Here is a 24,176-nt window from a genome sequence, read left to right as displayed (position 1 = left end):
GTCTTGAGTGTGTAAGGGCGGGTTCAGCGCTTGCCCATCGGATTGGGTAGATAACCGGTGAAGCCGGAGATTTTCCACCGGCCTTCATGCAGGCGGCAATAATAGAGCGTCTGCCAGCGCATGATGTCGAGTGTGCCGTCTGCCTTCTTGATCCCGCCGTCGAACTTCTTGCGCACGAGCGCGGTCTCAGCCGAAATTTCGATCTCTTCCAGCGTTGTCGTGGTGAAGATTGCGGTGCGCGGATCCTCGCCGTAGGACTGAGCGGCGAAGTCATGCGCCTGCTTCAGCCATTCGTCGCGGTATGCCGTGAGATTGGGGAAGGCGAGCGTCCACTTGTCCGCATCTTCCTCGCGATTGCCGCTGATGCCGATGAAGCCGTCCTCGACAAAGTCATGGGCGACCATGCTCCAGTCGGCGGCGAGAAAGGCGTCGATGTCGCGGGGGACGAGCATCTCCCATATGGCGTGGCGGGCTTCGTCCGATGCCGGGAACGGATTTTGGAATGGGTCGCGCATTTCTTCCCCGTTGTTAAATTCTTTTCATGAATGTCGATTTTGTCTGGTCAAAATCGGTTTTTTGTGGTCGCTTGTCAACGATCGAAGAAAATAATTTGCATGAGGGGTGTCCATGACGATCAAGCGTTACGGGGCCGAAAAGGCGGGTGCAGGTGGTCAGCGGTTGCCATTTGCCCGCGCGGTCGAGGCGGATGGCTGGCTTTATGTTTCCGGCCAGGTGGCCATGGAAGACGGGGAGATCATTCCCGGTGGCATTATCGAACAGACCCACAAGACGATCGCCAATGTCATCGCCATTCTGGAAGAGGCCGGCTACGGGCTCGAGCATGTCGTGCGCTGCGGCGTGTGGCTTGATGACCCCCGCGATTTCTGGACTTTCAACAAGATCTACCAACAGTATTTTGGCGAGCACCCGCCGGCACGCGCCTGCGTCCAGGCCTCGATGATGGTCGATTGCAAGGTCGAAATCGACTGCGTAGCCTTCAAGCCTTCGACATAAGAGAGAGGGCAGGGCATTGGATATCTTCGCGCGCATTCAGGAAGAGGCTGGTCAGTTTTCGGCCTCCGAGCAACGCATTGCGGATATCCTGCTCAATTCCTTCGATTTCGCAGTCAATGCCTCGATCATCGAGCTGGCTGAGAAGGCAGAGGTCTCGCCGCCGACGGTGACGCGCTTTTGCCGTCGTCTCGGCTGTCAGAGCTTTGCCGACTTCAAGGTCAACCTCGCCCGCACCGCCTATGTCGGCGTGCGTTATCTCAACCCGGAGGCGCAGAGCACCGAGCCGGCCGACGTCGCGAGTGATGTTATCACCAAGGCGCAGAATGCCATGTTCATGGTGCATCGGGCACTCGATCCTGATGTGCTGGACAAGGTTGCGGACCGGCTGGCGCGGGCGGAAATGGTCTATGCCTTTGGCTCGGGCGGCAACTCCTCCATGATCTCGGGCGAGATCCAGAACCGTCTCTTTCGTCTCGGGTCGCGCGTCACGGCTTCGGCCGACCACAACATGCAGCTGATGCTGACGGCGGCGGCACGCTCGAACGATGTGCTCATCGGTTCATCGTTTTCGGGTCGCAATGCCGAGCTGGTGAAATGCTTCAAGCTTGCCCGCGAGAACGGCATCACCACGATCGCGCTGACGCAAAGTCAGAGCCTGGTGGCGGAAGCTTCGGAGCTCGTCATCGGCATCGACCTGCCGGAGGGCGAAAACATCTTCCGGCCGACCTCGACGCGATTTGCCTATCTCGCCGTCGTCGACGTGATCGCGAGCCTCGTTGCCTATCGCAATCGCAAGCAGTCGCAGGTGACGCTGCGCCATATCAAGCAACAGTTGGTCGAGCACCGCGATGGTGGGGACGACCGGCAACTTCTCGGAGATTGATCCTATGCCCGTATCGATAGCGGAGACCTGCCGTGACTCGTAAGGTTGCCGTGGTGACCGGTGCTGCCGGAGATATAGGTCGGGCGATCGCAAAGCGCCTCGCCGATAGCCATGACCTCGTTGTTCTGCTGGATCTGGATTGTCAGGCGCTTGGCCAGGCGATGGTCGAGCTCAATGACGATGTCCGCTTCGCCTCGCTGGTCTGTGACGTGACGGACGAGAAGGATCTCGCCGAGACCGCGGCACGCATCGCAACGCTCGGCCTCGTGCATACGCTGGTCAACAATGCCGGTGCGGCGCGGGCCGTGAGCCTCGGCGATACCGATGGCGAGATCTGGCGCAAGGATAATGCGCTTAATCTCGAGGCGCCCTTCCTCTGCTTTCGCGCCTTCGAGAATGCGCTGAAGGAAGCCAAGGGTTCTCTCGTCAACATCTCCTCGGTCAACGGCATGGCCGTCTTCGGTCACCCGGCCTATAGCGCGGCCAAGGCGGGGCTCATCCATCTGACCAAGCTGATTGCCGTCGAATACGGCAAATACGGCATCCGCTCGAATGCGGTCGCGCCGGGCACGGTTCGCACCCAGGCCTGGGAGGCGCGGGCTGCCGCCAATCCTGATGTCTTCGAGGAAGCCAAGCGCTGGTATGCGTTGCGCCGCATCGCGACGGCCGAAGACATCGCCAATGCCGTTTTCTTCCTCGCAAGCGATCAGGCCGCTGCCATCACCGGCGTTTGTCTTCCGGTCGATTGCGGGCTGACGGCCGGTCAGGCCGAACTCGCGCGCACCTTTTCGCAATCCGACAATTATTGACATCAAGAAGCCAGGAGCATTCCCCATGGCACCAGCCGTTCAGTTTCGCCTCGAAAACGCGTGGCATCCGGTGGAGGGCGACGACTGCGGCGCCTTCGTCTTCACGCTGGTCAATCTCTCCGATGTGGCGCTTTCCGATTTCAAGCTCGCCTATACATCGCTCACCCGCGTCAAGGACACGGAAGAGCCGATCCTCGACAATGCCGTCTTCCTGAAGCGCAACGCCAATTTCCACCAGTTCGCGCCGCCGGCAGGCTTCGTGCTGCAGCCGGGTGCTTCCTGGACATTCCGGGTCGGTGGCCTCTGGCGCCCAGCCAAGCATCGGACGGATGGGGCGAAATCCGCCTACATCACGCTCTCGACCGGCCAGCATGCGGCCGTTGCGGTCGCGGATTTGATGCTCGGCGGAGGCAACAGCGTCCCGCCGCCGGCCTTGTTGCCTGAGGGGAAGGTTTCCCAGCCCTTTGCCATGCTGCCTTGGCCTGAAACTGCCGAGCTGGTGGCTGGCGAAGGCTTCCCGGTCGCGCTTTATCCGGCAGAAGGCGCCTCGCTGGTCGAGCTGCGCGCCGTTGAAAACGTGTTGCGCCTCTTCTGCCGTCTCTTTGCGGTCGGCCATGCGCCGCTGTCGCTCGCACCCGTGCATCAGGGGCGGGCGATCTCCCTCAAGGCCGAGGAGGCGCTTGGCGCCTCCGCCTATCGGCTGGACTTTGCCGCTGATGGCATCAAGCTCACCTATGGCGATGTTGCCGGCCTGCAGTATGCGCTGACCCTGCTCTCGCAGATGCTGCATGGCGCCCGCACACAGCCGGAGACGTTCCGCTTCCCGGTTTCCGGTACGATCATCGACAAGCCGCGCTACGACTGGCGCGGTTGCCATCTCGACGTCTCCCGCCAGTTCTTCCCCGTTGCCGACGTCAAGCGGCTCATCGACATCCTCGCCTGGTTCCGGATGAACACCTTCCACTGGCACCTGTCCGATGACGAAGCCTGGCGCCTGGAGATCAAGGCCTTCCCGCAGCTCACGACCCTGGGCGTGTTGCGCGGTCCGGACGAGCCGCTCCTGCCGCAGCTTGGTAATGGGGCCGAGCCGGTCGGCGGCTTCTATGCGCAGGACGAGGTCCGGGATATCGTCGCGCATGCAGCCGCCCTTCAGGTCGAAGTGGTGCCGGAGATCGATGTGCCCGGCCACAGCACGGCCATGCTGGTGGCCCTGCCGGAACTGGTCGATGGCCAGGAGGCGCCCGATAGCTATCGCTCGGTGCAGGGCTATCCGAACAATGCGCTGAACCCGGCGATCGAATATACCTACGAGGTGCTGGGCAAGGTGTTCGACGAGATGGTCGAGCTCTTCCCGTCCAAGCTCATCCATATCGGCGGCGATGAAGTAGCGGCCGATACCTGGATGGCCTCTCCGCTTGCCCGAAAGGTGATGGAGCAGGAAGGTATCGAAGGCACTTTCGGGCTGCAGAGCTATTTCATGAAGCGGATCCAGAAGATGCTGGCCGACCGTGGCCGCAAGCTCGCCGGATGGGACGAAGTCAGCCATGGCGGTGGCGTCGATCCCGAGGGCACGTTACTTATGGCCTGGCAGAAGCCGGAGGTCGGACTGGAGCTCGCAAGCCAAGGCTACGACGTCGTCATGACCCCGGGCCAGGCCTATTATCTCGACATGGTGCAGGATGAGGCCTTCCAGGAGCCGGGTGCCAGCTGGGCCGGCACCGTGCCGCCGCACCATACCTACACCTATGAGGCGGTCGCAGAGTTTCCAGCGGAGCTTGCAGCCCGCATGCGTGGCGTGCAGGCCTGCATCTGGTGCGAACATTTCCTGACCCGCGACTACTTCAACCACCTCGTTTTCCCGCGTCTTCCGGCCATCGCCGAGGCCGCCTGGACACGCAAGGACAACAAGGACTGGCTGCGCTTTGCCGCCATCGTCCGCCTGAGCCCCCGCTACTGAGGATCTGAGCACCATGACTTTCCGCATCGCCGTTGGCGGTATCCATACCGAATGCTCGACCTCGTCTCCTGTCCTCATGCAGCCCGAAGATTTTCGCGTGCTGCGCGGGCCGGGTCTGCTGGCGCATGAATATTTCGACTTCCTCGAAGCGCAAGGCGTCGAACACCTTCCGTTGTTGCATGCGCGTGCGGTTCCCGGTGGGCCCTTGGCGCGCGCTACCTATGAGGGGTTCAAGGCGGAGTTCCTAGAGCGGCTGAAGGCTGCACTGCCGATCGATGGGCTCTATCTCGCAATGCATGGCGCGATGAATGTCGAAGGCATGGACGATGCCGAGGGTGACTGGATTTCGGCGGCGCGAACCGTTGTCGGGCCCGATGTGCCGGTTGCTGCGAGCTACGACCTGCATGGCAATGTCACGCAGAAGATTGTCGATCAGCTCGATATCTTTGCCGGTTACCGCACGGCGCCGCATATCGATGTGCGCGAGACCATGATGCGTGCCTGGTCGATGCTGGTGCGAGCACTGAAGACCGGCGAGAAACCGGGCGTTGCCTGGGCGCCGGTGCCGGTTCTTCTGCCGGGCGAGCGGACCTCGACCGAGGACGAGCCGGCCAAGAGCCTATATCTGAAGCTGCCGGAGCACGACACGGCCCCGGGTATCTGGGATGCCAACCTGATGGTCGGCTATGTCTGGGCCGATGAGCCACGCGGCACGGCCTGCGCCGTCGTCACGGCCGTCGACAAGGCTGCGGCGGAAAAGGTTGCGGCTGCCATTGCGCAATCCTATTGGGATGCCCGCGAAGACTTCCGTTTCGGCCCGGTGACGGGTCCGCTTTCGGAGATGCTGGATATCGCCGAACGCACCGCGACACGGCCGATCATCCTTGCCGATTCCGGCGACAACCCGACCGGGGGTGGCGTTGGCGATCGGGCGGATGTGCTCAAGGCGCTTCTGACGCGGTCGATCGACGATGTCTTGATCGCCGGCATCACGGACCGCCCCGCCGTCGAACGCTGCATTGAAGCAGGCGCCGGTGCGCGCGTTTCGCTGAAGGTCGGCGGTTCGCTGGATCCGGCAAGCCCCTCCGTCGAGGTGGAGGCGGATGTCGTCTTTCTCGACAATCCCGGTTCGGCTGCTGACAGCCAGGCGGTCGTCAGAATCGGCGGTATCACGATGGTGCTCGCAGCCAGGCGTCGGCCCTATCACAACATTGCGGATTTCACCCGGCTCGGGCTCGATCCGAACAAGGTGCGGCTGCTCGTCGTCAAGTCCGGCTATCTCTCGCCGGAGCTTGCGCCGATCGCCAATCCAAACCTGATGGCGCTGACGGATGGTGTGATCAACCAGGACATCGAGAACCTGCCCAGCCATCGCCGCCACCAGCCCAGCTATCCCTTCGTCAAGGATTTCAGCTATACGGCGAAGGTGTTCTTCTCGACGCGATTCCCTTGAGACATTGATGTCGGTGCCGCCCGTCCGGCGGCACGATCCCCAACCCGATTGTACCCTTCATGTTGTCCTCCTTTTCGGTGGTCTATCGCCACAAGCCGATCCGGGTCAGTGCGACCGCGATCTTCTTCTTCGGCTTCTCTGGCGCTGCGACGTCGCCCTACATGTCGCTGATCGGCATCCGTGAACTCGGGCTGTCGGATGCCGTCTATTCGGTGCTGATTTTCCTTGCGGCCGTGGTGAATGTCAGCGCCAGCGTGACCGCCGGCATCATTGCTGACCGACTAGGCCATTTCCGCTCGCCGATGATCCTGGCCGCCATCTTCGGCATCATCGGCTTCGGACTGGTTTATGTGGTGCCGACGCCGGTGATGTTTGCGATTGCTACGTTGGTGCTGATCCCGGTCTTCGGCACGATCAACTCGCTGATCTTTGCGAATATACGCGCGGTCTCCTCCGGCATGGCGGTGCGAGAGCTGATGGCGGTCAATTCTGCCGTCCGGGCCATCCTTTCCGCCTCCTGGGTGCTCGTGCCCGGCATTGTCGGGGCATTGCTCGTCGAGCAACCCAGCATGCTGCCGGCCTTTCTGCTCGCAAGCCTCGCCTGTCTCGTCTGTCTCCTGCTGTTCGTCTTCGGGCTCGATCGTTCGAAACCCGTGCAGGAGGGGGAACGGCAGCACTATTCCTTCTTCCGCTCCATCCGGCAGATCGGTTCGGCAAGTGTCCTGCCAAGGCTTCTGGCGATTTCGCTGATCTCGGCCATGCTGCATGCCAATGGCACCGTTCTGCCTCTGATCGTCACCGGCAAGGCGGGCGGCACATCTGCTGATGTCGGCGTCATCGTCGGGATCGTCGCCTTTCTCGAAATCATCTTCATCCTCTTCTGGGGATGGGTCGAAGCGCGCACCTCGATCCTCTTTGCGATGGTAACGGCAGCGCTGATCTATTGCAGCTATCTCGTTTTCCTCGGTCTCGCCGACCGGCCGATGGACGTCTATCTGCTCACTGTCGTTGCAGGCCTTGGTGCCGCCGGCATCATCGCGATCCCGATCACCTATCTGCAGAACCTGATCGCCGACCGCGCCGGTCTCGGCAGCTCGCTGATCGCCGTCAACATTTTCCTCAGCGGTGGACTGGCCTCGCTGATGTTTGCGCTCGGTACCAGCATCAGCGACTATGCGGGCACGGCGATCATCGCGTCGATCGCAGGAGCCATCGGCGTCGGTCTCTTGTGGGTGCTGGACAGGACGCCGAAGCTCAAAACAGAAGGGTGAAGAACAGGTGGCTGCGACTTCCCAAGGCAAAGCGTCAGGACTGCTACTCGAAATCTGCGTCGATGACATCGCGGGTCTTGAGGCTACCATTGTCGGTGGGGCCGACCGTATCGAGCTTTGCTCGGCGCTTGGCTCGGGTGGCCTGACACCGTCTTATGGGTTCATGGCGGTCGCTGCAAAAGCACCGATCCCGGTGCATGCCTTGATCCGTCCGCGTGCCGGGCATTTCACGTATTCGATAGATGAGATCGCCGTGATGGAGGCGGATATTCATGCTGCGCGGGAGGCGGGGCTGGCCGGTGTGGTGATCGGTGCGATCACCGATACTGCCACGCTCGATATCGACGCGATCCGGCGGCTGATCAAAGCGGCCGACGGTCTCGATCTCACCCTCCACCGGGCGATCGATGTGGTCGCCGACATGGACGTCGCACTCGATCTTGCCATCGAACTCGGTTTTTCCCGCGTTCTCACCTCAGGTGGCGCGCGGCATGCGGAGCAGGGGCTCGCGGTAATCGAACGTCTCGCCCGCCATGGTGCAGGACGCATCTCGATCATGCCCGGTGGTGGTGTGCGGCCGGAGAATGCGGCCCATTTCCTTGCTGTCCCTGAAATCCGAGAACTGCATGCCTCTTGCAGTCAGTCTTACAGCGGGCAGGATCGACTGGTCGACCTCGGTTTTGAGGATCAATCCGTTCGTCGCACGGATGCCGACACGGTTCGGCGGCTCAAGGCGTCGATGGATATGCGCTCATCCTGAGGCCTCAGGAGGCGAGGGCCGGGGCGTCCTGCAGGGCGAGCCGCTTCAACGTTTCCTCCGCCGTCATGGGCTTGCCGAAATAATAACCCTGGACTGCCCGGACACCTAGATTTTCGAGGATGCGCAGTTCCTCTTCGGTCTCGACCCCCTCGACGATCGCTTCCAACTCCATCTCGTAGCACAGCGCTAGCACCGACTTGACGATGTTGAAGCTCGTCTTGCGGTTATGGATATTGCGCACGAAGCTCCCGTCGATCTTGATCTTGGTCAGCGGCAGCTTGTGCACGTGGTTCAAGCTCGAATAACCGGTGCCGAAGTCATCCAGCGAGATGCCGGCGCCGAGTTCGCGCAGCATCTGGATCGAGGCGCTGGCCTGCTCGAAATCATGCATGACCGCGGTTTCGGTGATCTCGAAGTTGATGCGGCGGGGGTCGAAATTGCTCTTGAGCACGATCGACACGATCTTCAACGTGTTCTCCGGCGATGTCAGATCGTGGGGAGAAAGATTGAAGGAGAGGTAGACATTGTCGGGCCAGAGCGCGGCTGTTTTCAGCGCCCGCTTCAGCAGCATGCGGGTCATCAGCGTGATGCGGCCGTTGTGCTCTGCCACGGGGATGAATTCCGCCGGAGAGACCTGACCGATCCGCGGGCTTTGCCAGCGGGCAAGGGCTTCGAAACCGATGCAGATGCGCCGGTCGACGCAGGTGATCGGCTGGTAGACGAGCGACAGTTCCTTATCGAGATCCGCTGCGACCAGCGCTTCCTCGACGATCTTCTGTCGGTTTAGCTCGTTCGCCTGGACCGCGTTGAAGATGACCGTGCCGGCCCGATGACGACGTTTGGCTGTGTAAAGGGCGTAGTCGGCGAGTTCGTAGATCTCCTGGCCCGTCTCGCCCACGTCAGGATAGAGGGCGAAGCCGACCGAGCCGGTCACCTGCACCATGCCGCTCCCGATATTGATGCGTTCGGCGATCAGTTCGCAAACCTTTTCGCCCAGCGCCATGGCGTCGCCCTCGGCCACGTCGCCTTGTAGCAGAAGACCGAATTCGTCGCCGCCGAGACGGTAGACCGATAGCCGCTTGTCCGTGATCGTCGACAGGCGGTTGCTGATCTCGATCAGGACCTTGTCACCGGCTGAGTGACCGTAGAGATCGTTGACAGGCTTGAAGCCATCGAGATCGATCACACCCACGGCCAGCCGGCCATTGCTGCTGCTGGCGCGGTTGAAGGCCGTTTCGAGCATGTGGAAGAAGCTGCGTCGGTTGGCGAGCAGCGTCAGGCTGTCGAGATTGGCAAGGCGCAGGTTCTCGTCGGAGAGCGCCTGCATCGCCTTGTTCTGCTCCTGCAGGGCTTGCTGCTGCAACATCAGAACGTTGCGGGACTCGTGCAGCTGGCGGAAGTCGCGGTAATGCGAGACGAGGATCATGATCATCGCCATCGTCACCAGAATGACATTCACGCCGGTCGCAATGAAGGTCGGTTCTCCCGACAGGAGCATGACCACGAGAAAAGGCAGGTTGACCGTGACTGTGACGATCAGGGCTGCTGACCGCAAATGCATCAGGCAGAAGATGCAGCCGATGACGGTGATCGCCATGAAGAAGGCGACATGGGCCTTCTGGTATGGGTCGCCATAGGGCAAAAGCGAGACCGACCAGGCGGTGCAGAACACCGCGATCGGAAAGGACAGGATGTTGGTGGCCTTCAGCTGACGATAGGCCTGTTCCGGCGTGCGCTCACGTTTGCGCCCGCGCAGCCAGATCAGCGAGCGCAGTGCAAAGAGCGTGGTCAGAACAGCAGGCAGGTAGACAACGAGATAATCGGGAGCCGCACCCTGGTGGGTCCAGGCCAGCGAGACCATGTTGGTCGCGAGAATGAAGTAAAGAAGCGGGACCTGCTTCGAAAAGGCTTCGAATTGAGCCGCGGTCAGCGCGGGATTGCCGTTCGGAACCTTGAGCAGGTCGAGCCAGCGTCCTGCACGTGTCTGGATACCCAGTGTCGTCCCCTTGTTATCCACGCCTTCAGCTTCTCCCCGCGCCTCAAGTTGAAAAACCTATATGAGATTCCGTTAAAATTACGGAAATTGCGGACTATCAATTTGTGGCGATGCGGCGCGCTTCTGGTCAGATGATCGTTGCAGTTCCCTGGCGCCGCAGATATCAGGATGGCCGATCCAGGGAGCTTTTTTGACCGTGACAGCAAGACTTCATGCGTTCGTCGGCCTTTTCGTCTTCATCAGTGCAGCGATGCCGGCCGTCGCCCAAGAGTGGCAGGCGACGGAAAAGGTCGATCACTATAACGTCAACGGTTCGACGCCGATGGCGCTCTACCAGTCCATCGGTGAGCGTGGTCCGAAACTCAGCCTTGGTCGGGTGATCGCCCATACGACCTTCAAGCTCACCTGGCAGCGGGACTATCAGCCGCAGGGCCAGGCTTGTGTGCTCGCGTCTGCGAAGCCGCGACTGATCATCACCTATACGCTGCCGAAGCCTGCGCAGAAGCTATCGCCCGATGTCGCGGCGAAGTGGCAAGCGTTCTACGACGGCATTGTCGAGCACGAAAAACTGCATGGGCAGTTTATGAAGGACCTGACCCAGAACATCCAGGATGTTTCGATCGGCCTTCGCGACGAGAATGATCCGGGATGCAAGAAAGTGCGTGCAGCACTGCAGGCGCAGCTGAAGCCGATTTCGGATGCGCATGTGGCGCGCCACAGCGACTATGACCGGGTCGAGATGTCTCCGGGCGGTGCTGTGCATCAGCTGATCCTCGCCTTTCTCAACCCCTGAATTGAAAAGGCGCCCGTATGGGGCGCCTTCAATCGTCTGTCAGACCCGTTCGAGCGCTATTGCGATGCCTTGGCCGACGCCGATACACATCGTGGAGAGCGCATAGCGCCCGCCTGTTTCCTTGAGTTCCAAGGCTGCCGTTCCTGCAATGCGGGCACCGGACATGCCAAGCGGATGGCCAAGCGCAATTGCGCCGCCGTTGCGGTTGACGCGTGGGTCATCGTCGACGATGCCGAGATCGCGGAGTGTGGCGATGCCCTGGCTCGCAAAGGCTTCGTTCAGCTCGATCACGTCGATCTGCTCCTGCGTCAGGCCTAAGCGAGCGAGTAGCTTCTTCGACGCAGGGGCCGGGCCGAAGCCCATGATGCGCGGCGGAACGCCTGCCGTCGCACCACCCAGGATGCGGGCGATCGGGTTGAGGCCATATTTCTTCACGGCGGCTTCGGAGGCGATGATCAGGGCGGCTGCCCCGTCATTGACGCCCGACGCATTGCCGGCGGTGACGCTGGCGCCTTCCATCTTGTTGACCGGCTTCAGCTTGGCGAGTGCCTCGACCGAGGTCCCGCGAGGATGCTCGTCACGGTCCACGATCACGGAATCGCCCTTGCGCTGGGGGACGGTGACGGGCGTAATTTCCTTCGCCAGCCGGCCATTGGCTTGCGCTTCTGCCGCCTTGGCCTGGCTGCGCACTGCGAAGGCATCCTGGTCCTCGCGGGAGACCTTGAAATCGATCGCGACGTTGTCGCCGGTCTCCGGCATGGAGTCGACGCCGTATTGCTTCTTCATCAGCGGATTGACGAAGCGCCAGCCGATGGTGGTGTCGTAGATCTCGGCATTGCGGGAAAAGGCGGTTTCCGCCTTGGGCATGACGAAGGGCGCGCGGCTCATGCTTTCGACGCCGCCTGCGATCATCAGCTCGGCTTCGCCCGCCTTAATGGCGCGGGCAGCGGTGATCACGGCATCCATGCCGGAGCCGCAGAGGCGGTTGATCGTGGTGCCGGTAACGGCGACGGGCAGGCCGGCGAGCAGAGCTGACATGCGGGCGACGTTGCGGTTGTCTTCGCCGGCCTGGTTGGCGCAGCCGTAGATCACGTCCTCGACGGCTTCCCAGTCGATGCCGGTGTGGCGCTCCATCAGCGCCTTCAGCGGCACGGCGCCGAGATCGTCGGCGCGGACGGAGGAGAGCGAGCCGCCGAAACGGCCGATGGGCGTGCGGATGTAGTCGCAGATAAAGGCTTCGGTCATGTCTTTCACTCCTTACAGCGCAGGCACGACGAGGTCGGCGACCGGACCGTCGGTGTGGAGCTTGGCGCCGGTCATGGCCTGCAGTTCGTCCATGGTCATGGGGCCAAGCTTTTCGCGCACGACGAACTTGCCGTCGACGATGTCGATCACGGCATGGCTCGTATAGACGCGGGTGATGCAGCCGACACCGGTCAGCGGGAAGGTGCAGCGCTCGACGAGCTTCGGCTTTCCGTCCTTGGTGACGTGTTCGGTGATGACGACGACCTGCTTTGCGCCATGCACGAGATCCATGGCACCGCCGACGGCGGGAACGCCCTTGGAGCCGACGCGCCAGTTGGCGAGGTCACCGTTTTCGGCGACCTGATAGGCACCGAGGATCGCCACATCGAGATGGCCGCCACGGACCATGGCGAAGCTGTCGGCGTGGTGGAAGAAGGCCGCCCCTGGCTTCAGCGTGATCGCCTTTTTGCCGGCATTGATCAGGTCCCAGTCTTCCTCGCCGGCAGCCGGCGCCTCACCGAAGTTCAGCACGCCGTTTTCGGTGTGGAAGATCGCTTCGCGTCCCTCGGGCTGGAATTTGGCCACCATTTCCGGGAAGCCGATGCCGAGGTTCACATAGGCGCCGTCCTCGATGTCCTGAGCGGCGCGCCAGGCGATCTGGGCGTTCGAGAGCTTGATGTCTTCGCGGGTGTCGATTGCAGGTGTCTCGGTCATGCGTATACCACTCCGGCCCGGATGAGCGCTTCTTCCTGTTGCGGGTTGGCGACTTCAACGACGCCATCGACAAAGATGCCGGGGGTGATCACCTGCTCCGGATCGATCTCGCCGGGCTTCACGATCTTCGAGACCTGGGCAATGGTCTTGGCGGCGGCCATGCACATCAGCGGATTGAAGTTGCGGCCGGCCATCCGATAGTTGAGGTTGCCCATGGTGTCGCCGAGATGCGCCTTGACGATGGCGAAGTCGGCCTTCAGCCAGCGTTCCTGCACATACTTCCGGCCATCGAATTCGGCGATCACCTTGCCGTCGGCGAGTTCAGTGCCGAAGCCGGTCGGGGTGTAGAAGGCCGGGATGCCGGCGCCGCCGGCACGGATGCGCTCGGCGAGCGTGCCCTGAGGCACGAGTTCCAGCTCGATCTCGCCGGCGAGGTAGCGGTCGGTGAAGGCGCGGGGATCGGAGGAGCGGGGGAAGGAGCAGATCATCTTCCTGACCATGCCGGCGTCGATCATCGCGGCAATGCCGATGCGACCATTGCCGGCATTGTTGTTGATGACGGTGAGGTTCTTCGGCCCTTTGTCGATCAGCGCATGAATGAGCTCGATTGGCGCGCCTGAGCCACCGAAGCCTCCGATCATCACGGTTGCGCCATCGCCGATCCCGGCCACGGCATCCGCCAGGCTTGCAATTCTCTTGTCCATGGGAACTCCCGTTTCCTAGAGCGCGGTCACCCGGCTCCTCGCCTTAACAAATAGGTCCCTCCATCCGTCGACAGCAAGCAATTTGTGCGATATTTGATATTTGTTCGATAATCGCACATTTTGGAGGTGCATATGGGGATCGGAGAGCGGGATCTCATGGGCGGTTTTGCCAAGGGGCTGAAGGTGCTGGAAGCCTTCGGCGTCGACCGCCAGCGCCTGAGTATCAGCGAGGCAGCGGATCTGAGCGGCCTCGACAGGGCGACCACACGGCGCTGTCTCTTGACGCTCGCCGAGCTTGGCTATGCGGATTATGACGGCAAGTTCTTCTCGCTGACGTCGAAGATCCTGCGGATCGGCCACGCCTGGCTGTCCGCCACGCCTCTGCCGGTGCTTCTACAGCCGCATCTGGATGAGCTCTCCGAGCGTCTGGGGCACAGCGCCTCGGCCTCGATCCTCGACAATACCGAGATCGTCTATATCGCCCGCGCTGCACAGAAGCGGGTCATGTCGATCAACCTGATGCCGGGATCGCGGCTTTCAGCCTACAGCGCCTCGATGGGGCGGGTGCTGCTGGCTGCGCTTTCGGATGCGGAGGTCGATGCCATTCTGGCTGCCTCGCAGCTCAAGGCGCATACGCCGCGCACCCTAACGGATCCGTCAGAACTCAAGGCGGAAATCGCCCGGGTCCGCGAGCAGGGTTACGCCGTCATCGATCAGGAGCTGGAAATCGGCCTCTGTTCGATCGCGGTTCCCATCCGCAACGACCGTGGTCGCGTGGTGGCAGCCATCAATGTCGGCGCGCCGGCCGCGATCCTGCCGGCTGCGGAGCTGCCGGCACATTGCCTGCCGGCCCTGCGCGAGATGCAGGCTCGGCTGAAGCCGCTCTTGCCCTGAGTTTCAGGTCTTCGCCACCTCGGTAGCGGCCTCGCGGATCGTGCGCATCAGAAGCGCCAGCGGCATTGAGGGGACGGCATCGGCGCGCACGGTCAGACCAACCGGTCCCTTGGTCTCGCTGGTGTCGATCGGCAAGGCTGCCAGCGTGCCATCGGCAAGGTCCGTCGCCACAACGCCGGCCGAAATGATCCAGACGGCATCCGTCTGGCGGACGAAGGCGCGGCCGAAGCTGTCCGAGACGGTTTCGATCTGGGTGGGCAGGCCGGAAATGCCATTGGCGATCAGGAAGCGCTCGACAAAGGGGCGGATGATCGAGGCGCGGGTCGGCATCAGCACCGGATAGTGCTCCAACTCGCCGAAAAGGTCCGAACCCGCCGACAGGAGCGGGTGACCGGCGCGGACGCAAAAGATCACCTGCTCGGAATAGAGATGCTCGAAGGAAAAGCCGGTCATCTGCTCAGGCGCGGCGAGACGACCGACGACGAGGTCGAGATCGCCGACCCGCAGTTGTTCGAGCAGAACTGCATTTTCGCCGGTGACGATCTTGATGCGGGCGGGAATGTCTTCCTGCAGGAACAGCGTCATCGCCTGCGGCATGATGCGGGTCGAGACCGTCGGAAGCGCCCCGATCCGGATCGGCGGAGCATCGGCATGCAGGGCGTGGGAGACGGAATCGAAACCCTGGCGTAGCGCCGTCAGTGCAGCACCTGCATGTTTGAGGAAGGCCTCGCCATAGCGGGTGATGCGGATGCCGCGACCATCCTTTTCGAACACCGCGACACCCAGCACCTCCTCGAGTTCCCGGATGGTCTTGGTCACGGCCGGCTGGCTGACATGCAGGAGTTCCGCCGCCTTCATGACGCTCTTTTGACGTGCCACCTCGACGAAGGTTTGCAAGTGCCGAAACTTCACGCGGTTGTCGATCATCGGGAAACATAACCCTGCGGTTAGGAATAAGATGAAAAACATCATTTTACCTAACCAAACCGCATGAGCAATATGCAGATAACGGAGGAGGAACCCGTGCAGTTCGTTCAGGTCAACGGCGTCAGCCTGCATCACCAGATCATCGGTGGGCCAGGAAACAAGCCGGTCATCGTCTTCATCAATTCGCTGGGCACCGATTTTCGCATCTGGCGCGACGTGATCGTCCGGCTCGCCGGCAGCTATCCGCTGCTGACCTATGACAAGCGCGGCCATGGTCTCTCTGATGTCGGGCAGGCGCCCTATACGATCGATGACCATGTCGACGATCTCATCGGGTTGCTGGAGCATCTGAAGGTCAGCAATGCCGTCATCTGCGGGCTTTCCGTGGGCGGTCTCATTGCGCAAGGGCTCTATGCGCGTCGACCTGATCTGGTGAGGGCGCTCATCCTCTGCGACACGGCCCACAAGATCGGAATGGCGGAGATGTGGGCTGCCCGCATCGCAGCCATTGAGGATGGTGGTCTTGATTGCATCGTCGATGGTGTGATGGAGCGCTGGTTCACGCCGGCCTTCCGCAACAGCGATCCGGCCTTCCCCGGCTATCGCAACATGATGCTCCGCCAACCGGTCGACGGCTACATCGGCACATGTGCTGCGATCCGCGATGCCGACTACACGGCTGCTGCCCGCCAGATCGCAGTTCCCACGCTCTGCGTCGTCGGCGATCAGGATGGGGCAACGCCACCCGATCTCATGCTGTCGCTTGCCAAGCTCGTGCCCGGCGCGCGCTATGAAGTCATCAAGGACGCTGGACACATTCCCTGTGTCGAGCAGCCGGAAATGCTCACCACCATTATCGAGGCCTTTCTCACGCCCGTCATTTCAGGAGAGGCAGCCCATGGCTGATGCCCGCAGTCCTTCAGATCGCTATCGACAGGGCATGGCAACCCGCCGCCGTGTGCTGGGCGACGCCCATGTCGATCGAGCCTCGGCCTCGGCCACGCCGTTTGACCAGCCGTTCCAGGAGATGATCACCGAGGGGGCCTGGGGCACTGTCTGGTCACGTCCCGGGATCAGCCCGCGCGAACGCTCGATGATCACGATCGCACTGCTGGCAGCCCTCGGCCACGACGAAGAAGTCGCGATGCATGTGCGCGCTACCGCCAATACCGGTGCGAGCCGTGAGGATATCACCGAAGCGCTGTTGCATGTCGCGGTCTATGCCGGCGTTCCCGCCGCCAATAGGGCTTTCAAGATCGCCAAGCACGTGTTTGATAAGATGGATGCCGGCGAGGCCGGGGGAGGGAGCCATGACTGATCTTTCGAACAAGAAGCCGGAAACGGGCGCCTTCTTTGCGCGCGACCGCAACCTGCATCCGCCGGCCTATACCCCGACCTACAAGACCTCCGTCCTGCGCTCGCCGCAGAAGGCGCTTCTGTCGCTTGACGGCACGAAGTCCGAGATAACAGGCCCGGTTTTTGGCCACTCCATGCTCGGCGAGCTCGACAACGACCTGATCCACAACTTCGCCAAGCCCGGCGAGAGCGCCATCGGCGAACGCATCATCGTGCATGGCCGTGTGCTCGATGAGCGTGGACGGCCGGTTCCGGGGGCTCTCGTCGAATTCTGGCAGGCCAATGCCGGTGGTCGCTATCGGCACAAGAAGGAAAGCTATCTGGCAGCGCTCGATCCGAATTTCGGCGGCTGCGGGCGCACAATCACCGACGAGAACGGCTATTACGCGTTCCGCACCATCAAGCCCGGTCCTTACCCCTGGCCTAATGGCGTCAACGACTGGCGGCCGGCGCATATCCATTTCTCGATCTTCGGTCACGGCTTTTCGCAGCGTCTGATCACCCAGATGTATTTCGAGGGCGATCCGATGATCTGGAAGTGTCCGATCGTGCTGACGATCCCGGATCGTGCGGCGATCGAGCAGCTTGTGGCAGCCCTCGACTGGTCGGCAACCATCCCGATGGATGCCCGCGCCTACAAGTTCGACATTGTTCTGCGCGGTCGCCGCTCGACCCTGTTTGAAAACCGGATGGAGGGGAACTGATGGTCCAGGATCTCGGCTACCTCAAGGAAAGCGCCAGCCAAACGGCGGGCCCTTACGTCCACATCGGCCTTACGCCGAACTTCGCCGACATCAAGGGCGTCTATCCCGTCGATCTCGGCACCACCATGGTCAACGACAAGACGCGCGGCGAGCGTATCACCGTGACCGGTTGTGTCATCGATGGCTCCGGCACGCCGCTCAAGGATGCGCTGATTGAGATCTGGCAAGCGGATGCCGACGGGTTCTATAACAGTCCGTCCGAGACGCGCGGCAGTGCGGATCCGAACTTCACTGGCTGGGGACGCTGCCCCTGCGATCTCACGACCGGTGAATACCGTTTCGAGACGATCAAGCCGGGCCGTGTGCCGTTCCGCGATGGTCGCCTGATGGCGCCGCATATCTCGTTTTGGATCGTCGCGCGCGGCATCAATCTCGGCCTCAACACGCGCCTCTATTTCGGCGACGAAGAGACGGCCAATGCCGAGGATCCGATTCTGGCCCGCATCGAGCACCGCGTGCGCGTGCCGACGCTGATTGCGCAGCGTGATAGTTCGACCTATCACTTCGACATCCACCTGCAGGGTGAGAAGGAGACGGTCTTCTTCGACATCTGAGAAGAAGGGCATCGATATCTGCATGACCGCATCCGCCTTCGACCATCCGATCGTGTCAGGCCTTCTGGGCGATGACGAGATCGGAGCGCAGTTCTCGGCCTCAGCCGAGCTTTCAGCCATGCTCGGTTTCGAGGTGGCACTTGCCGAGGCGGAGGCCGCGGAGGGGTTGATCCCTGCTGAGGCTGCACACGCAATTGCGGCTCTGCCGGAGGTCTTTCTGGCCGATCTCGATGCCCTGAAACAGTCGATCGGCCGCGATGGCGTGGTCATTCCCGATCTCGTGCGTCAATGGCGTGCCGCTCTCGGTGAACATGGAAAACTTCTGCATTTCGGTGCGACCAGCCAGGATGCCATCGATACGGGGCTGATGCTGCGGCTAACGGCTGTGCTTTCGATCCTTGATCAACGACTGGCAGCCGTGGCCACAGCACTCGACGGTCTGGATACGCGTTTTGGTGCCAAGCCGTTGATGGGCCGCACGCGGATGCAGGCGGCGATCCCGATCACGGTTTCGGATCGTCTGACGAGCTGGAAATCGCCGGTGGTCGCCCACAAAGCGGCCGTTCAGGGCATGCTGGAATCGGGTTTGCCTCTGCAATTCGGCGGGGCTGCCGGCACGCTCGAAAAGCTTGGCGACAAGGCGCTTGCCGTGCGCGGCCGGCTTGCCGATCTGCTCTCGCTCGCTGACCGCCCGCAATGGCACAGCCAGCGCAGCGTCATCGCGGACATCGGCGGGTTGTTGGCTCAAATCACCGGCAGCCTCGGCAAGATCGGTCAGGATCTGGCACTGATGGCGGACAATGGCACCGCGGTGATCGGCGGCGGCGGTGCGTCCTCGGCCATGCCGCACAAGCGCAATCCCGTGAAGGCGGAAGTGCTTGTGACGCTCGCCCGGTTCAATGCCGTCCAGATTTCGGGCCTGCATCAGGCACTTGTCCATGAGCAGGAGCGGTCGGGAGCTGCCTGGACGCTCGAATGGATGATCCTGCCGCAGATGGCGATTGCGACGGGTGCTGCGACGAGGCTCGCAACCGATCTGCTTTTGTCGATCGAGGACCTTGGCGAGCGCTGATCAGCGCTCATCCGCGTCGGATGCGTCGGTCGCGACATAGCGGCGGGTCGCCTTGCGTATCATCCCGATCTGCCGGACAAAGCCCGAACAGGCGTCACAGCCGAATAGATGCAGCCGCAGCCGCAAGGTCTCGCCAATTGACAGGCGTCGATCGAGTTCATCCGAGGCGAGTTTCGTGGCATTTTCGCACATCATGACAGGCTCTCCTCCGGTGCAAACCAGTGCCCTTCGAGGCAATTGCGCAGACGCAGCCGGGCGCGATGCATCAGGACATGCATGTTGGTGGTGGTGATGCCGATCTCGGCACAGATCTCCGATGTCTCCATCTCGACGAATTCACGCATCATGAAGACGCGGCCCTGGTCGGGGGGCAAATGATCGAGGCAGGCCTCGAAGACCCGCCAGAAATCCTTGCCCAAGAGTTCGACCTCCGGATTGCCCCAGTCGCTCGGCCTGTTTTCCGGCACCCAGTGGCCTTTGGCGTCGAAATAGCGCGGCTCATCCTCGTCCGGGAAGTGACCAAGCGGCATGGCGATCATCTGGGACTGGCGGCGCTTGAAACGGATCTGGTCGGCAATCTTGTTGCGCAGGATGGCGAAGACCCAGGTGCGAAAGGCGGACCGCCCGGCGAAGGCCTTGGCGTTGCGCAGCGCACCCGCAAGCGCCTCCTGTACCGCATCTTCGGCAAGGCCGGGATCGGCAAGCTGAAGGCTCGCAAATTTCAGCATGCGCTGGCGCAGTTCCGCCATGTAAACAGCATCGGCGAGAAAAGGGGCCGCAGCACCGTTTCCACTATTCGCTTCCTGCTCACCCGCATTCACCATGGTGATCCCCCGGACGTCGTCCGCACTGTCAAGATCTCGCGTGCCACACAGCACGCCCTCTTTTGTCGCGGCTCCCCAGGGGATCTTACAGCATGGAATAAAAAAATCTCATGTCAGGATCATCACCACAGCGTAGGCGGCGATCACGAGCAGCGTGACATTGCGCCGAAGCGCCAGATACCAATCGGGTTGATCGCCCTTCCGATGGAAGGCCAGATCGCTGGCAAGGAGCGCGAGAAACACGGCCATATGCAGCGCCATCGTCAGAGTGGGGAGAGACGTAAGGAGCAACAGTGCGCCGATGGCGGCCAGGGCCGCGACATTGCTGACGACGAGCATCAGCTGTGGTTTCTCTGCCTTGATCTGTGCCTGGCTCCAGAGCGTTCCGGCCATGAAGCAGGCGATGCCCGTGCCGTAGGCGACAAAAGCCTGAGTGGCGAGTGCGGGCTGGAAGCCGAGCACCTGGGCCAGTCCCAGCGCCCAGAAGGGCAGGGCGCCAGCATAAGTCAGAAATTTGGTGAGTGCGGGGTCGCGATACATCGGTCAGGCTCCTTGCAGACGGGCGATCAGCATTTCTGACAGGGCCGTGGCACTTTCGGCCGCCGCCTCGACACGGTTGCCCAGGCACCAGTCGCCACAGGCGCCGAGGCCGAGGGCTGGATCAAAGAGAAAAGGCTGGCCAGCCGGCTTTTCGACATTCGCGTAACGCCAGCGATGCAGGTCGAGCCAGGCGGCCGTGGAGAAGTCCCTGCCGAGAAGTCGCTTTAGAGACTCGAGCATCTCGGCCTGTACCTCGCCGCGGTCGCGCTCCAGGTTGGCCTCGGCCCAATCATTTCGGCTGTGGATGGTGAGCGCGGTCTTTTCGGATCGACCCGGCTTGCTTGCCTCGACGGCAATCCAGCTCAGGACATGATCTTCGATGCGGGCGGCCTCGAAGCCGGGGGCCAGCGGTGCGTCGAGGCCGATCATCAGGGTGAAGCAGCCACTCATCTCCACGGCCTTCAGGGCGGCATGGGCGGAAAAAGCCTCCGGCATCAGCCGGATGGTCTGCGGAGCGGGGGCGGTGGAGATGACAAGATCGAAACGGCCAAGATCTTTGTCCTCGTTGTCGGTCAGGACCCAATCATCCCTGGAGGCAGCAAGGCGCGCGACGGTCGCTTCCTTGCGGATATCAAGCCCTTCGGCCAAGCCGTTCGCGAACCCGCTCATGCCGGGGAGTCCGATATAGCGCGGCTCGGTCGGGCGGGTGTCTGTCACAAGGCCGTCTGCCTTCAGCGCATGAACGGCCTTTGGCCAGATGCTGGCATGGCCCTGTGCTACGGCCTGTTCCGCTGCCGCCTTGAACGCCGGCGAGCGCGCGGTAAAATACTGGGCGCCATGGTCGAAGGAAAACCCTTCGCGACGGCGGTTTGCCATGCGGCCGCCGAGACCCCGGCTCTTTTCAAAGATGGTGACGTCGGCGTGAGCTGAGAGATTGCGGGCAAGCGTGATGCCGGCAATGCCGGCTCCGATGATGGCGATGGATGTCTTCACGCGGTCCCCTTCTCAAATGCTTGATGCGCTTGAGCTTTACGTTGTTCAGGCGCCAGCGGTTTTACCGTCCTCGCTTGCTTCCAGCAGTGGCCGGATGAGCGGGTTCGGAAAACGCCGCTTCACGGTCACGGCAAAGAAGGATTCGATCATGCCGGGCAGGGCGTCGAACTCGACCAGCGTTCCGGCCTCCAGTTCGCCCTTGACGACGATCGGCGGCAGAACGGCAAGGCCCGCACCCTCTCGGGCCAGCAGACGCATCATCGCCATGTCATCCACCTCAGCCGCAATCTGCGGCGTTATACCGAGGCGTGCGACGAGGGCTTCGAACTGCGAGCGCACGCCGCTTTCGAGCGTCGGCAGGATGACGGGGTGCTCGGTGAGCAGGTCTGCGAGCTTCGCGCCCGGTTTGCCATAGGACGGCTTGCCGATCAGGCTCACTCGCTGCTGATAGACATGCTGGGCGATGAAGGGCGTGACCGAATCGGCCATCGGCGCCTGGTTGAGCAGGACGATGTCTAGGTTTAGTGCTTCGAGTGCGCCTAGAAGCTCGCTGGTGCTGCCGGAGCGCAGGATCATATCGACGTCGGAGCGGCCCAGGATCGGGCGCAGGAACTCCATCTGGAAGTTGCGCGACAGCGTAGCAAGCGCACCGATACGAATGGCGCGGCGGGTTCTTCCGGTTTCTTTCAGCGTCTCGATCAGTTCCTCGCCGGCCGAAAAGATCGTGTCGGCATGGTCGAGCGCGATGCGTCCCGCTTCGGTCAGATAGAGCTGTCGTCCACGACGCTCGAAGAGAGAATGGCCGAGCCGCTCCTCCAACTGCTTGATCTGGATGGAGAGCGCCGATTGCGACAGGTTCAGCCGTTCGGCCGTGCGGGTCAGGTTGCCGTCATGGGCGACGGCGCGGAAATAGCGGAGGTGGTGGTAGTTCAGATCAGCCATAGTTCTATTTTATAGAACGAATTGAGAGAAACAATGAATTTTTATTGAGATCACGCCGCTGATAACAGGTCCGTGAGATCGCCGCTGCCTCCTCCCAAGCAGCGGCCCAGCCTGGAGATATCACGTGATCCACATGCTGCCGCTTTTCGCACCGCTGTTGCTTGCCGGTGCTTCTTATTACGCATTCAAGGCTCCAGGGCTTCGCCCGCGTCAGGCGATCCGCGTTGCCGAACTCGCGGCTCTCGGTTCGATCATCGTCGCGATCCTTTCCGCTGTCGTCCTCGTGCTGCAGGGGTCGGGAACCAGCCCGGCAATCGGCTACAGCTACTTCGCGCTGGCCTCGCGGCTTGACCTTGTCAGCCTTGTCATGCTGCTGCTCGTATCCTTCATCGGCTGGGTGGTGCTGCGTTATGCCGGCACCTTCCTCGACGGGGAAGAGCGGCAGGGCCCGTTCACCGGCTGGATGACGGCAACCCTCGCTGCCGTCCTTCTGCTCGTCCAGTCAGGTACGCTGCTCCAGCTCGTTATCGGCTGGATCGCCACCAGCCTGCTCCTGCATCAGCTGTTGCTCTTCTATCCTGACAGGATCGCTGCCCAGCGGGCCGCGCGCAAGAAGTTCATCGTCTCGCGCACGGGTGATGCCGCGCTGATCGGCGCCGTCATCCTGCTTGCGATTTCCTTCGGCACTGGTGACATCGCCACCATCCTTGCCGCTGCGCGGGAAGGCGAGGGGCTGCCGCTGACGATCGCTGCCGCAGCGCTCCTTGCTGTCGCCGCACTTCTGAAGTCTGCGCAGTTCCCGACCCATGGCTGGCTCACGGAAGTGATGGAAACGCCGACCCCGGTTTCGGCTCTGCTGCATGCCGGCGTCGTCAATGCTGGCGGCTTCCTCCTGATCCGCTTTGCCGATGTCATGCTGCAGGCGCCTGTGGTACTGGCGGTGCTGGTCATGGTTGGTGGCTTCACGGCGCTGTTCGGCAGTCTCGTGATGCTCACCCAGTCAGCGGTGAAGACCTCGCTCGCCTGGTCCACGGTCGCGCAAATGGGCTTCATGATCCTGCAATGTGGCCTGGCACTGTTCCCGATTGCGCTGCTGCACATCGTCGCCCATTCGCTCTACAAGGCACATGCCTTCCTCGCCTCCGGCTCGGCCATCGAAAAGGTCGCCTCTATCAAGCGCCCGGGTTCGGTCGCGATCCCAAATGCCAAGGCGGTCGGGCGCGCCTTCCTGCTGGCGCTTGCCATCTATGCCGTCATCGGTGTGCTCTTCGGCTTTGCCGACAAGCCGCCGCAGGCTTTGGCGCTTGGTGCAATCCTGATCTTCGGCGTCGCTTACTTGATCGCTCAAGGGTTGGCGGATGCGGCTCCCCGGGCGCTGACCTGGCGAACCTCGCTCTACGCGATTTCGGCGGCGACGGCCTATTTCGCCCTGCAGCGCATCTCCGACAAGCTGATGCTCGGCACGCTGCCCGCAACCCCGCAGCCCGGGCCGCTTGAGTGGACGCTGATGCTGCTGGCCGTCGTCACCTTCGGGGTCGTCGCCGTCGCCCAGTCGCTCTTCCCGCTCTGGGCCTATCATCCGGCGGCGGCGGGCCTGCGCGTCCATCTCGCCAACGGCCTCTACGTGAATGCCCTCTTCGATCGCCTGCTCGGTGGCTGGACGCTTCCGCGCTCCACCCCCGCAACGCCTGCTTCCATCAAGGAGTGAACC

26 protein-coding genes are annotated in these 24,176 nt (G+C 62.1%); 15 read left to right on the top strand and 11 right to left on the bottom strand.

Features of this window, described 5'->3' with window-relative positions; translation table 11 throughout:
- Positions 1–23: 23 nt before the first annotated feature.
- Positions 24–515, bottom strand: coding sequence for a hypothetical protein (locus QWE_RS03795; RefSeq protein WP_006724755.1), 492 nt, complete (start codon positions 513–515; stop codon positions 24–26).
- A gap of 112 nt (positions 516–627) precedes the next feature.
- Here QWE_RS03795 and QWE_RS03790 point away from each other — a divergent pair, with 112 nt between their 5' ends.
- Genes QWE_RS03790 through QWE_RS03760 form a run of 7 tightly spaced genes read left to right on the top strand, consistent with a single transcriptional unit; the run spans position 628 to position 8,147 of the window.
- Entirely contained in the window at positions 628–1,014 is a 387-nt protein-coding gene (locus QWE_RS03790) for a RidA family protein (protein WP_006724754.1), read from the top strand.
- Positions 1,015–1,030: 16 nt separating this feature from the next.
- The gene (locus tag QWE_RS03785; protein WP_006724753.1) at positions 1,031–1,897 is read left to right on the top strand and encodes a MurR/RpiR family transcriptional regulator; all 867 of its coding nucleotides are present in this window, start codon (positions 1,031–1,033) and stop codon (positions 1,895–1,897) included.
- 32 nt (positions 1,898–1,929) lie between these two features.
- The gene (locus QWE_RS03780) at positions 1,930–2,706 is read left to right on the top strand and encodes an SDR family oxidoreductase (RefSeq protein ID WP_006724752.1); all 777 of its coding nucleotides are present in this window, start codon (positions 1,930–1,932) and stop codon (positions 2,704–2,706) included.
- A 25-nt stretch (positions 2,707–2,731) separates the two neighbouring features.
- Positions 2,732–4,663, top strand: coding sequence for a beta-N-acetylhexosaminidase (locus QWE_RS03775; RefSeq protein ID WP_006724751.1), 1,932 nt, complete (start codon positions 2,732–2,734; stop codon positions 4,661–4,663).
- 13 nt (positions 4,664–4,676) lie between these two features.
- Positions 4,677–6,116, top strand: a complete 1,440-nt coding sequence (locus tag QWE_RS03770; protein ID WP_006724750.1) for a M81 family metallopeptidase — start codon at positions 4,677–4,679, stop codon at positions 6,114–6,116.
- A 59-nt stretch (positions 6,117–6,175) separates the two neighbouring features.
- The gene (locus QWE_RS03765) at positions 6,176–7,387 is read left to right on the top strand and encodes an MFS transporter (RefSeq protein ID WP_006724749.1); all 1,212 of its coding nucleotides are present in this window, start codon (positions 6,176–6,178) and stop codon (positions 7,385–7,387) included.
- Positions 7,388–7,394: 7 nt separating this feature from the next.
- Complete coding sequence (locus QWE_RS03760) at positions 7,395–8,147, top strand: copper homeostasis protein CutC (protein WP_006724748.1); 753 nt, start codon at positions 7,395–7,397, stop codon at positions 8,145–8,147.
- 4 nt (positions 8,148–8,151) lie between these two features.
- Here the strand turns inward: QWE_RS03760 and QWE_RS03755 are convergent, their stop codons facing one another.
- Complete coding sequence (locus QWE_RS03755) at positions 8,152–10,164, bottom strand: putative bifunctional diguanylate cyclase/phosphodiesterase (protein ID WP_006724747.1); 2,013 nt, start codon at positions 10,162–10,164, stop codon at positions 8,152–8,154.
- Between the two features lie 169 nt (positions 10,165–10,333).
- Between QWE_RS03755 and QWE_RS03750 the strand changes: the two genes are divergently transcribed.
- A complete protein-coding gene (locus tag QWE_RS03750) occupies positions 10,334–10,936 on the top strand; it encodes a DUF922 domain-containing Zn-dependent protease (protein WP_006724746.1) in 603 nt (200 codons plus the stop codon).
- Positions 10,937–10,975: 39 nt separating this feature from the next.
- On the opposite strand, the gene pcaF is transcribed toward QWE_RS03750, so the two are convergent.
- Genes pcaF through QWE_RS03735 form a run of 3 tightly spaced genes read right to left on the bottom strand, consistent with a single transcriptional unit; the run spans position 10,976 to position 13,599 of the window.
- On the bottom strand, positions 10,976–12,181 hold the full coding sequence (gene pcaF, locus QWE_RS03745; protein WP_006724745.1) for a 3-oxoadipyl-CoA thiolase: 1,206 nt from the start codon (positions 12,179–12,181) through the stop codon (positions 10,976–10,978).
- 12 nt (positions 12,182–12,193) lie between these two features.
- Positions 12,194–12,895, bottom strand: coding sequence for a 3-oxoacid CoA-transferase subunit B (locus QWE_RS03740; RefSeq protein WP_006724744.1), 702 nt, complete (start codon positions 12,893–12,895; stop codon positions 12,194–12,196).
- A complete protein-coding gene (locus QWE_RS03735; protein WP_006724743.1) occupies positions 12,892–13,599 on the bottom strand; it encodes a 3-oxoacid CoA-transferase subunit A in 708 nt (235 codons plus the stop codon). The genes QWE_RS03740 and QWE_RS03735 overlap by 4 nt, the downstream gene beginning before the upstream one ends.
- A gap of 132 nt (positions 13,600–13,731) precedes the next feature.
- Here QWE_RS03735 and QWE_RS03730 point away from each other — a divergent pair, with 132 nt between their 5' ends.
- The gene (locus tag QWE_RS03730) at positions 13,732–14,493 is read left to right on the top strand and encodes an IclR family transcriptional regulator (RefSeq protein WP_420804542.1); all 762 of its coding nucleotides are present in this window, start codon (positions 13,732–13,734) and stop codon (positions 14,491–14,493) included.
- 3 nt (positions 14,494–14,496) lie between these two features.
- Here the strand turns inward: QWE_RS03730 and pcaQ are convergent, their stop codons facing one another.
- Complete coding sequence (pcaQ, locus tag QWE_RS03725; RefSeq protein ID WP_006724741.1) at positions 14,497–15,420, bottom strand: pca operon transcription factor PcaQ; 924 nt, start codon at positions 15,418–15,420, stop codon at positions 14,497–14,499.
- Positions 15,421–15,516: 96 nt separating this feature from the next.
- On the opposite strand from pcaQ, the gene pcaD reads away from it, so the two are divergent.
- Genes pcaD through QWE_RS03700 form a run of 5 tightly spaced genes read left to right on the top strand, consistent with a single transcriptional unit; the run spans position 15,517 to position 19,166 of the window.
- Entirely contained in the window at positions 15,517–16,326 is an 810-nt protein-coding gene (gene pcaD, locus QWE_RS03720; protein WP_006724740.1) for a 3-oxoadipate enol-lactonase, read from the top strand.
- Positions 16,319–16,738 carry a 4-carboxymuconolactone decarboxylase gene (gene pcaC, locus QWE_RS03715; RefSeq protein ID WP_006724739.1) on the top strand — a complete coding sequence of 140 codons (420 nt, stop codon included), beginning with the start codon at positions 16,319–16,321 and terminating at the stop codon, positions 16,736–16,738. The genes pcaD and pcaC overlap by 8 nt, the downstream gene beginning before the upstream one ends.
- The gene (gene pcaH / locus QWE_RS03710; RefSeq protein WP_006724738.1) at positions 16,731–17,480 is read left to right on the top strand and encodes a protocatechuate 3,4-dioxygenase subunit beta; all 750 of its coding nucleotides are present in this window, start codon (positions 16,731–16,733) and stop codon (positions 17,478–17,480) included. Before pcaC ends, pcaH begins: the two co-directional genes overlap by 8 nt.
- Positions 17,480–18,094: a protocatechuate 3,4-dioxygenase subunit alpha gene (gene pcaG, locus QWE_RS03705; protein ID WP_006724737.1), complete on the top strand. Its 615-nt coding sequence runs from the start codon at positions 17,480–17,482 to the stop codon at positions 18,092–18,094. Before pcaH ends, pcaG begins: the two co-directional genes overlap by 1 nt.
- A gap of 22 nt (positions 18,095–18,116) precedes the next feature.
- Positions 18,117–19,166 carry a 3-carboxy-cis,cis-muconate cycloisomerase gene (locus QWE_RS03700; RefSeq protein WP_006724736.1) on the top strand — a complete coding sequence of 350 codons (1,050 nt, stop codon included), beginning with the start codon at positions 18,117–18,119 and terminating at the stop codon, positions 19,164–19,166.
- Here QWE_RS03700 and QWE_RS03695 read toward each other — a convergent pair whose 3' ends face one another.
- From QWE_RS03695 to QWE_RS03675, 5 genes are all read right to left on the bottom strand, one after another.
- Positions 19,167–19,361: a zf-HC2 domain-containing protein gene (locus QWE_RS03695; protein ID WP_006724735.1), complete on the bottom strand. Its 195-nt coding sequence runs from the start codon at positions 19,359–19,361 to the stop codon at positions 19,167–19,169. It abuts the gene before it with no gap.
- Positions 19,358–19,990: a sigma-70 family RNA polymerase sigma factor gene (locus QWE_RS03690; RefSeq protein ID WP_006724734.1), complete on the bottom strand. Its 633-nt coding sequence runs from the start codon at positions 19,988–19,990 to the stop codon at positions 19,358–19,360. The genes QWE_RS03695 and QWE_RS03690 overlap by 4 nt, the downstream gene beginning before the upstream one ends.
- A gap of 108 nt (positions 19,991–20,098) precedes the next feature.
- Complete coding sequence (locus QWE_RS03685; RefSeq protein ID WP_006724733.1) at positions 20,099–20,530, bottom strand: DUF3429 domain-containing protein; 432 nt, start codon at positions 20,528–20,530, stop codon at positions 20,099–20,101.
- A 3-nt stretch (positions 20,531–20,533) separates the two neighbouring features.
- Positions 20,534–21,523 carry an NAD(P)/FAD-dependent oxidoreductase gene (locus QWE_RS03680; protein WP_006724732.1) on the bottom strand — a complete coding sequence of 330 codons (990 nt, stop codon included), beginning with the start codon at positions 21,521–21,523 and terminating at the stop codon, positions 20,534–20,536.
- A 45-nt stretch (positions 21,524–21,568) separates the two neighbouring features.
- Positions 21,569–22,465 (bottom strand): LysR family transcriptional regulator, encoded by an 897-nt coding sequence (locus tag QWE_RS03675; protein ID WP_006724731.1) that lies wholly within the window; start codon positions 22,463–22,465, stop codon positions 21,569–21,571.
- A 133-nt stretch (positions 22,466–22,598) separates the two neighbouring features.
- Between QWE_RS03675 and QWE_RS03670 the strand changes: the two genes are divergently transcribed.
- Positions 22,599–24,173: a proton-conducting transporter transmembrane domain-containing protein gene (locus QWE_RS03670; RefSeq protein WP_193353702.1), complete on the top strand. Its 1,575-nt coding sequence runs from the start codon at positions 22,599–22,601 to the stop codon at positions 24,171–24,173.
- The last annotated feature ends 3 nt before the right edge of the window (positions 24,174–24,176 follow it).

It is taken from the genome of Agrobacterium albertimagni AOL15, from assembly GCF_000300855.1.
Lineage (GTDB): Bacteria > Pseudomonadota > Alphaproteobacteria > Rhizobiales > Rhizobiaceae > Allorhizobium > Allorhizobium albertimagni.
Note: the sequence above shows the minus strand (reverse complement) of the source record. Positions and strands in the feature narration are given on the sequence as shown.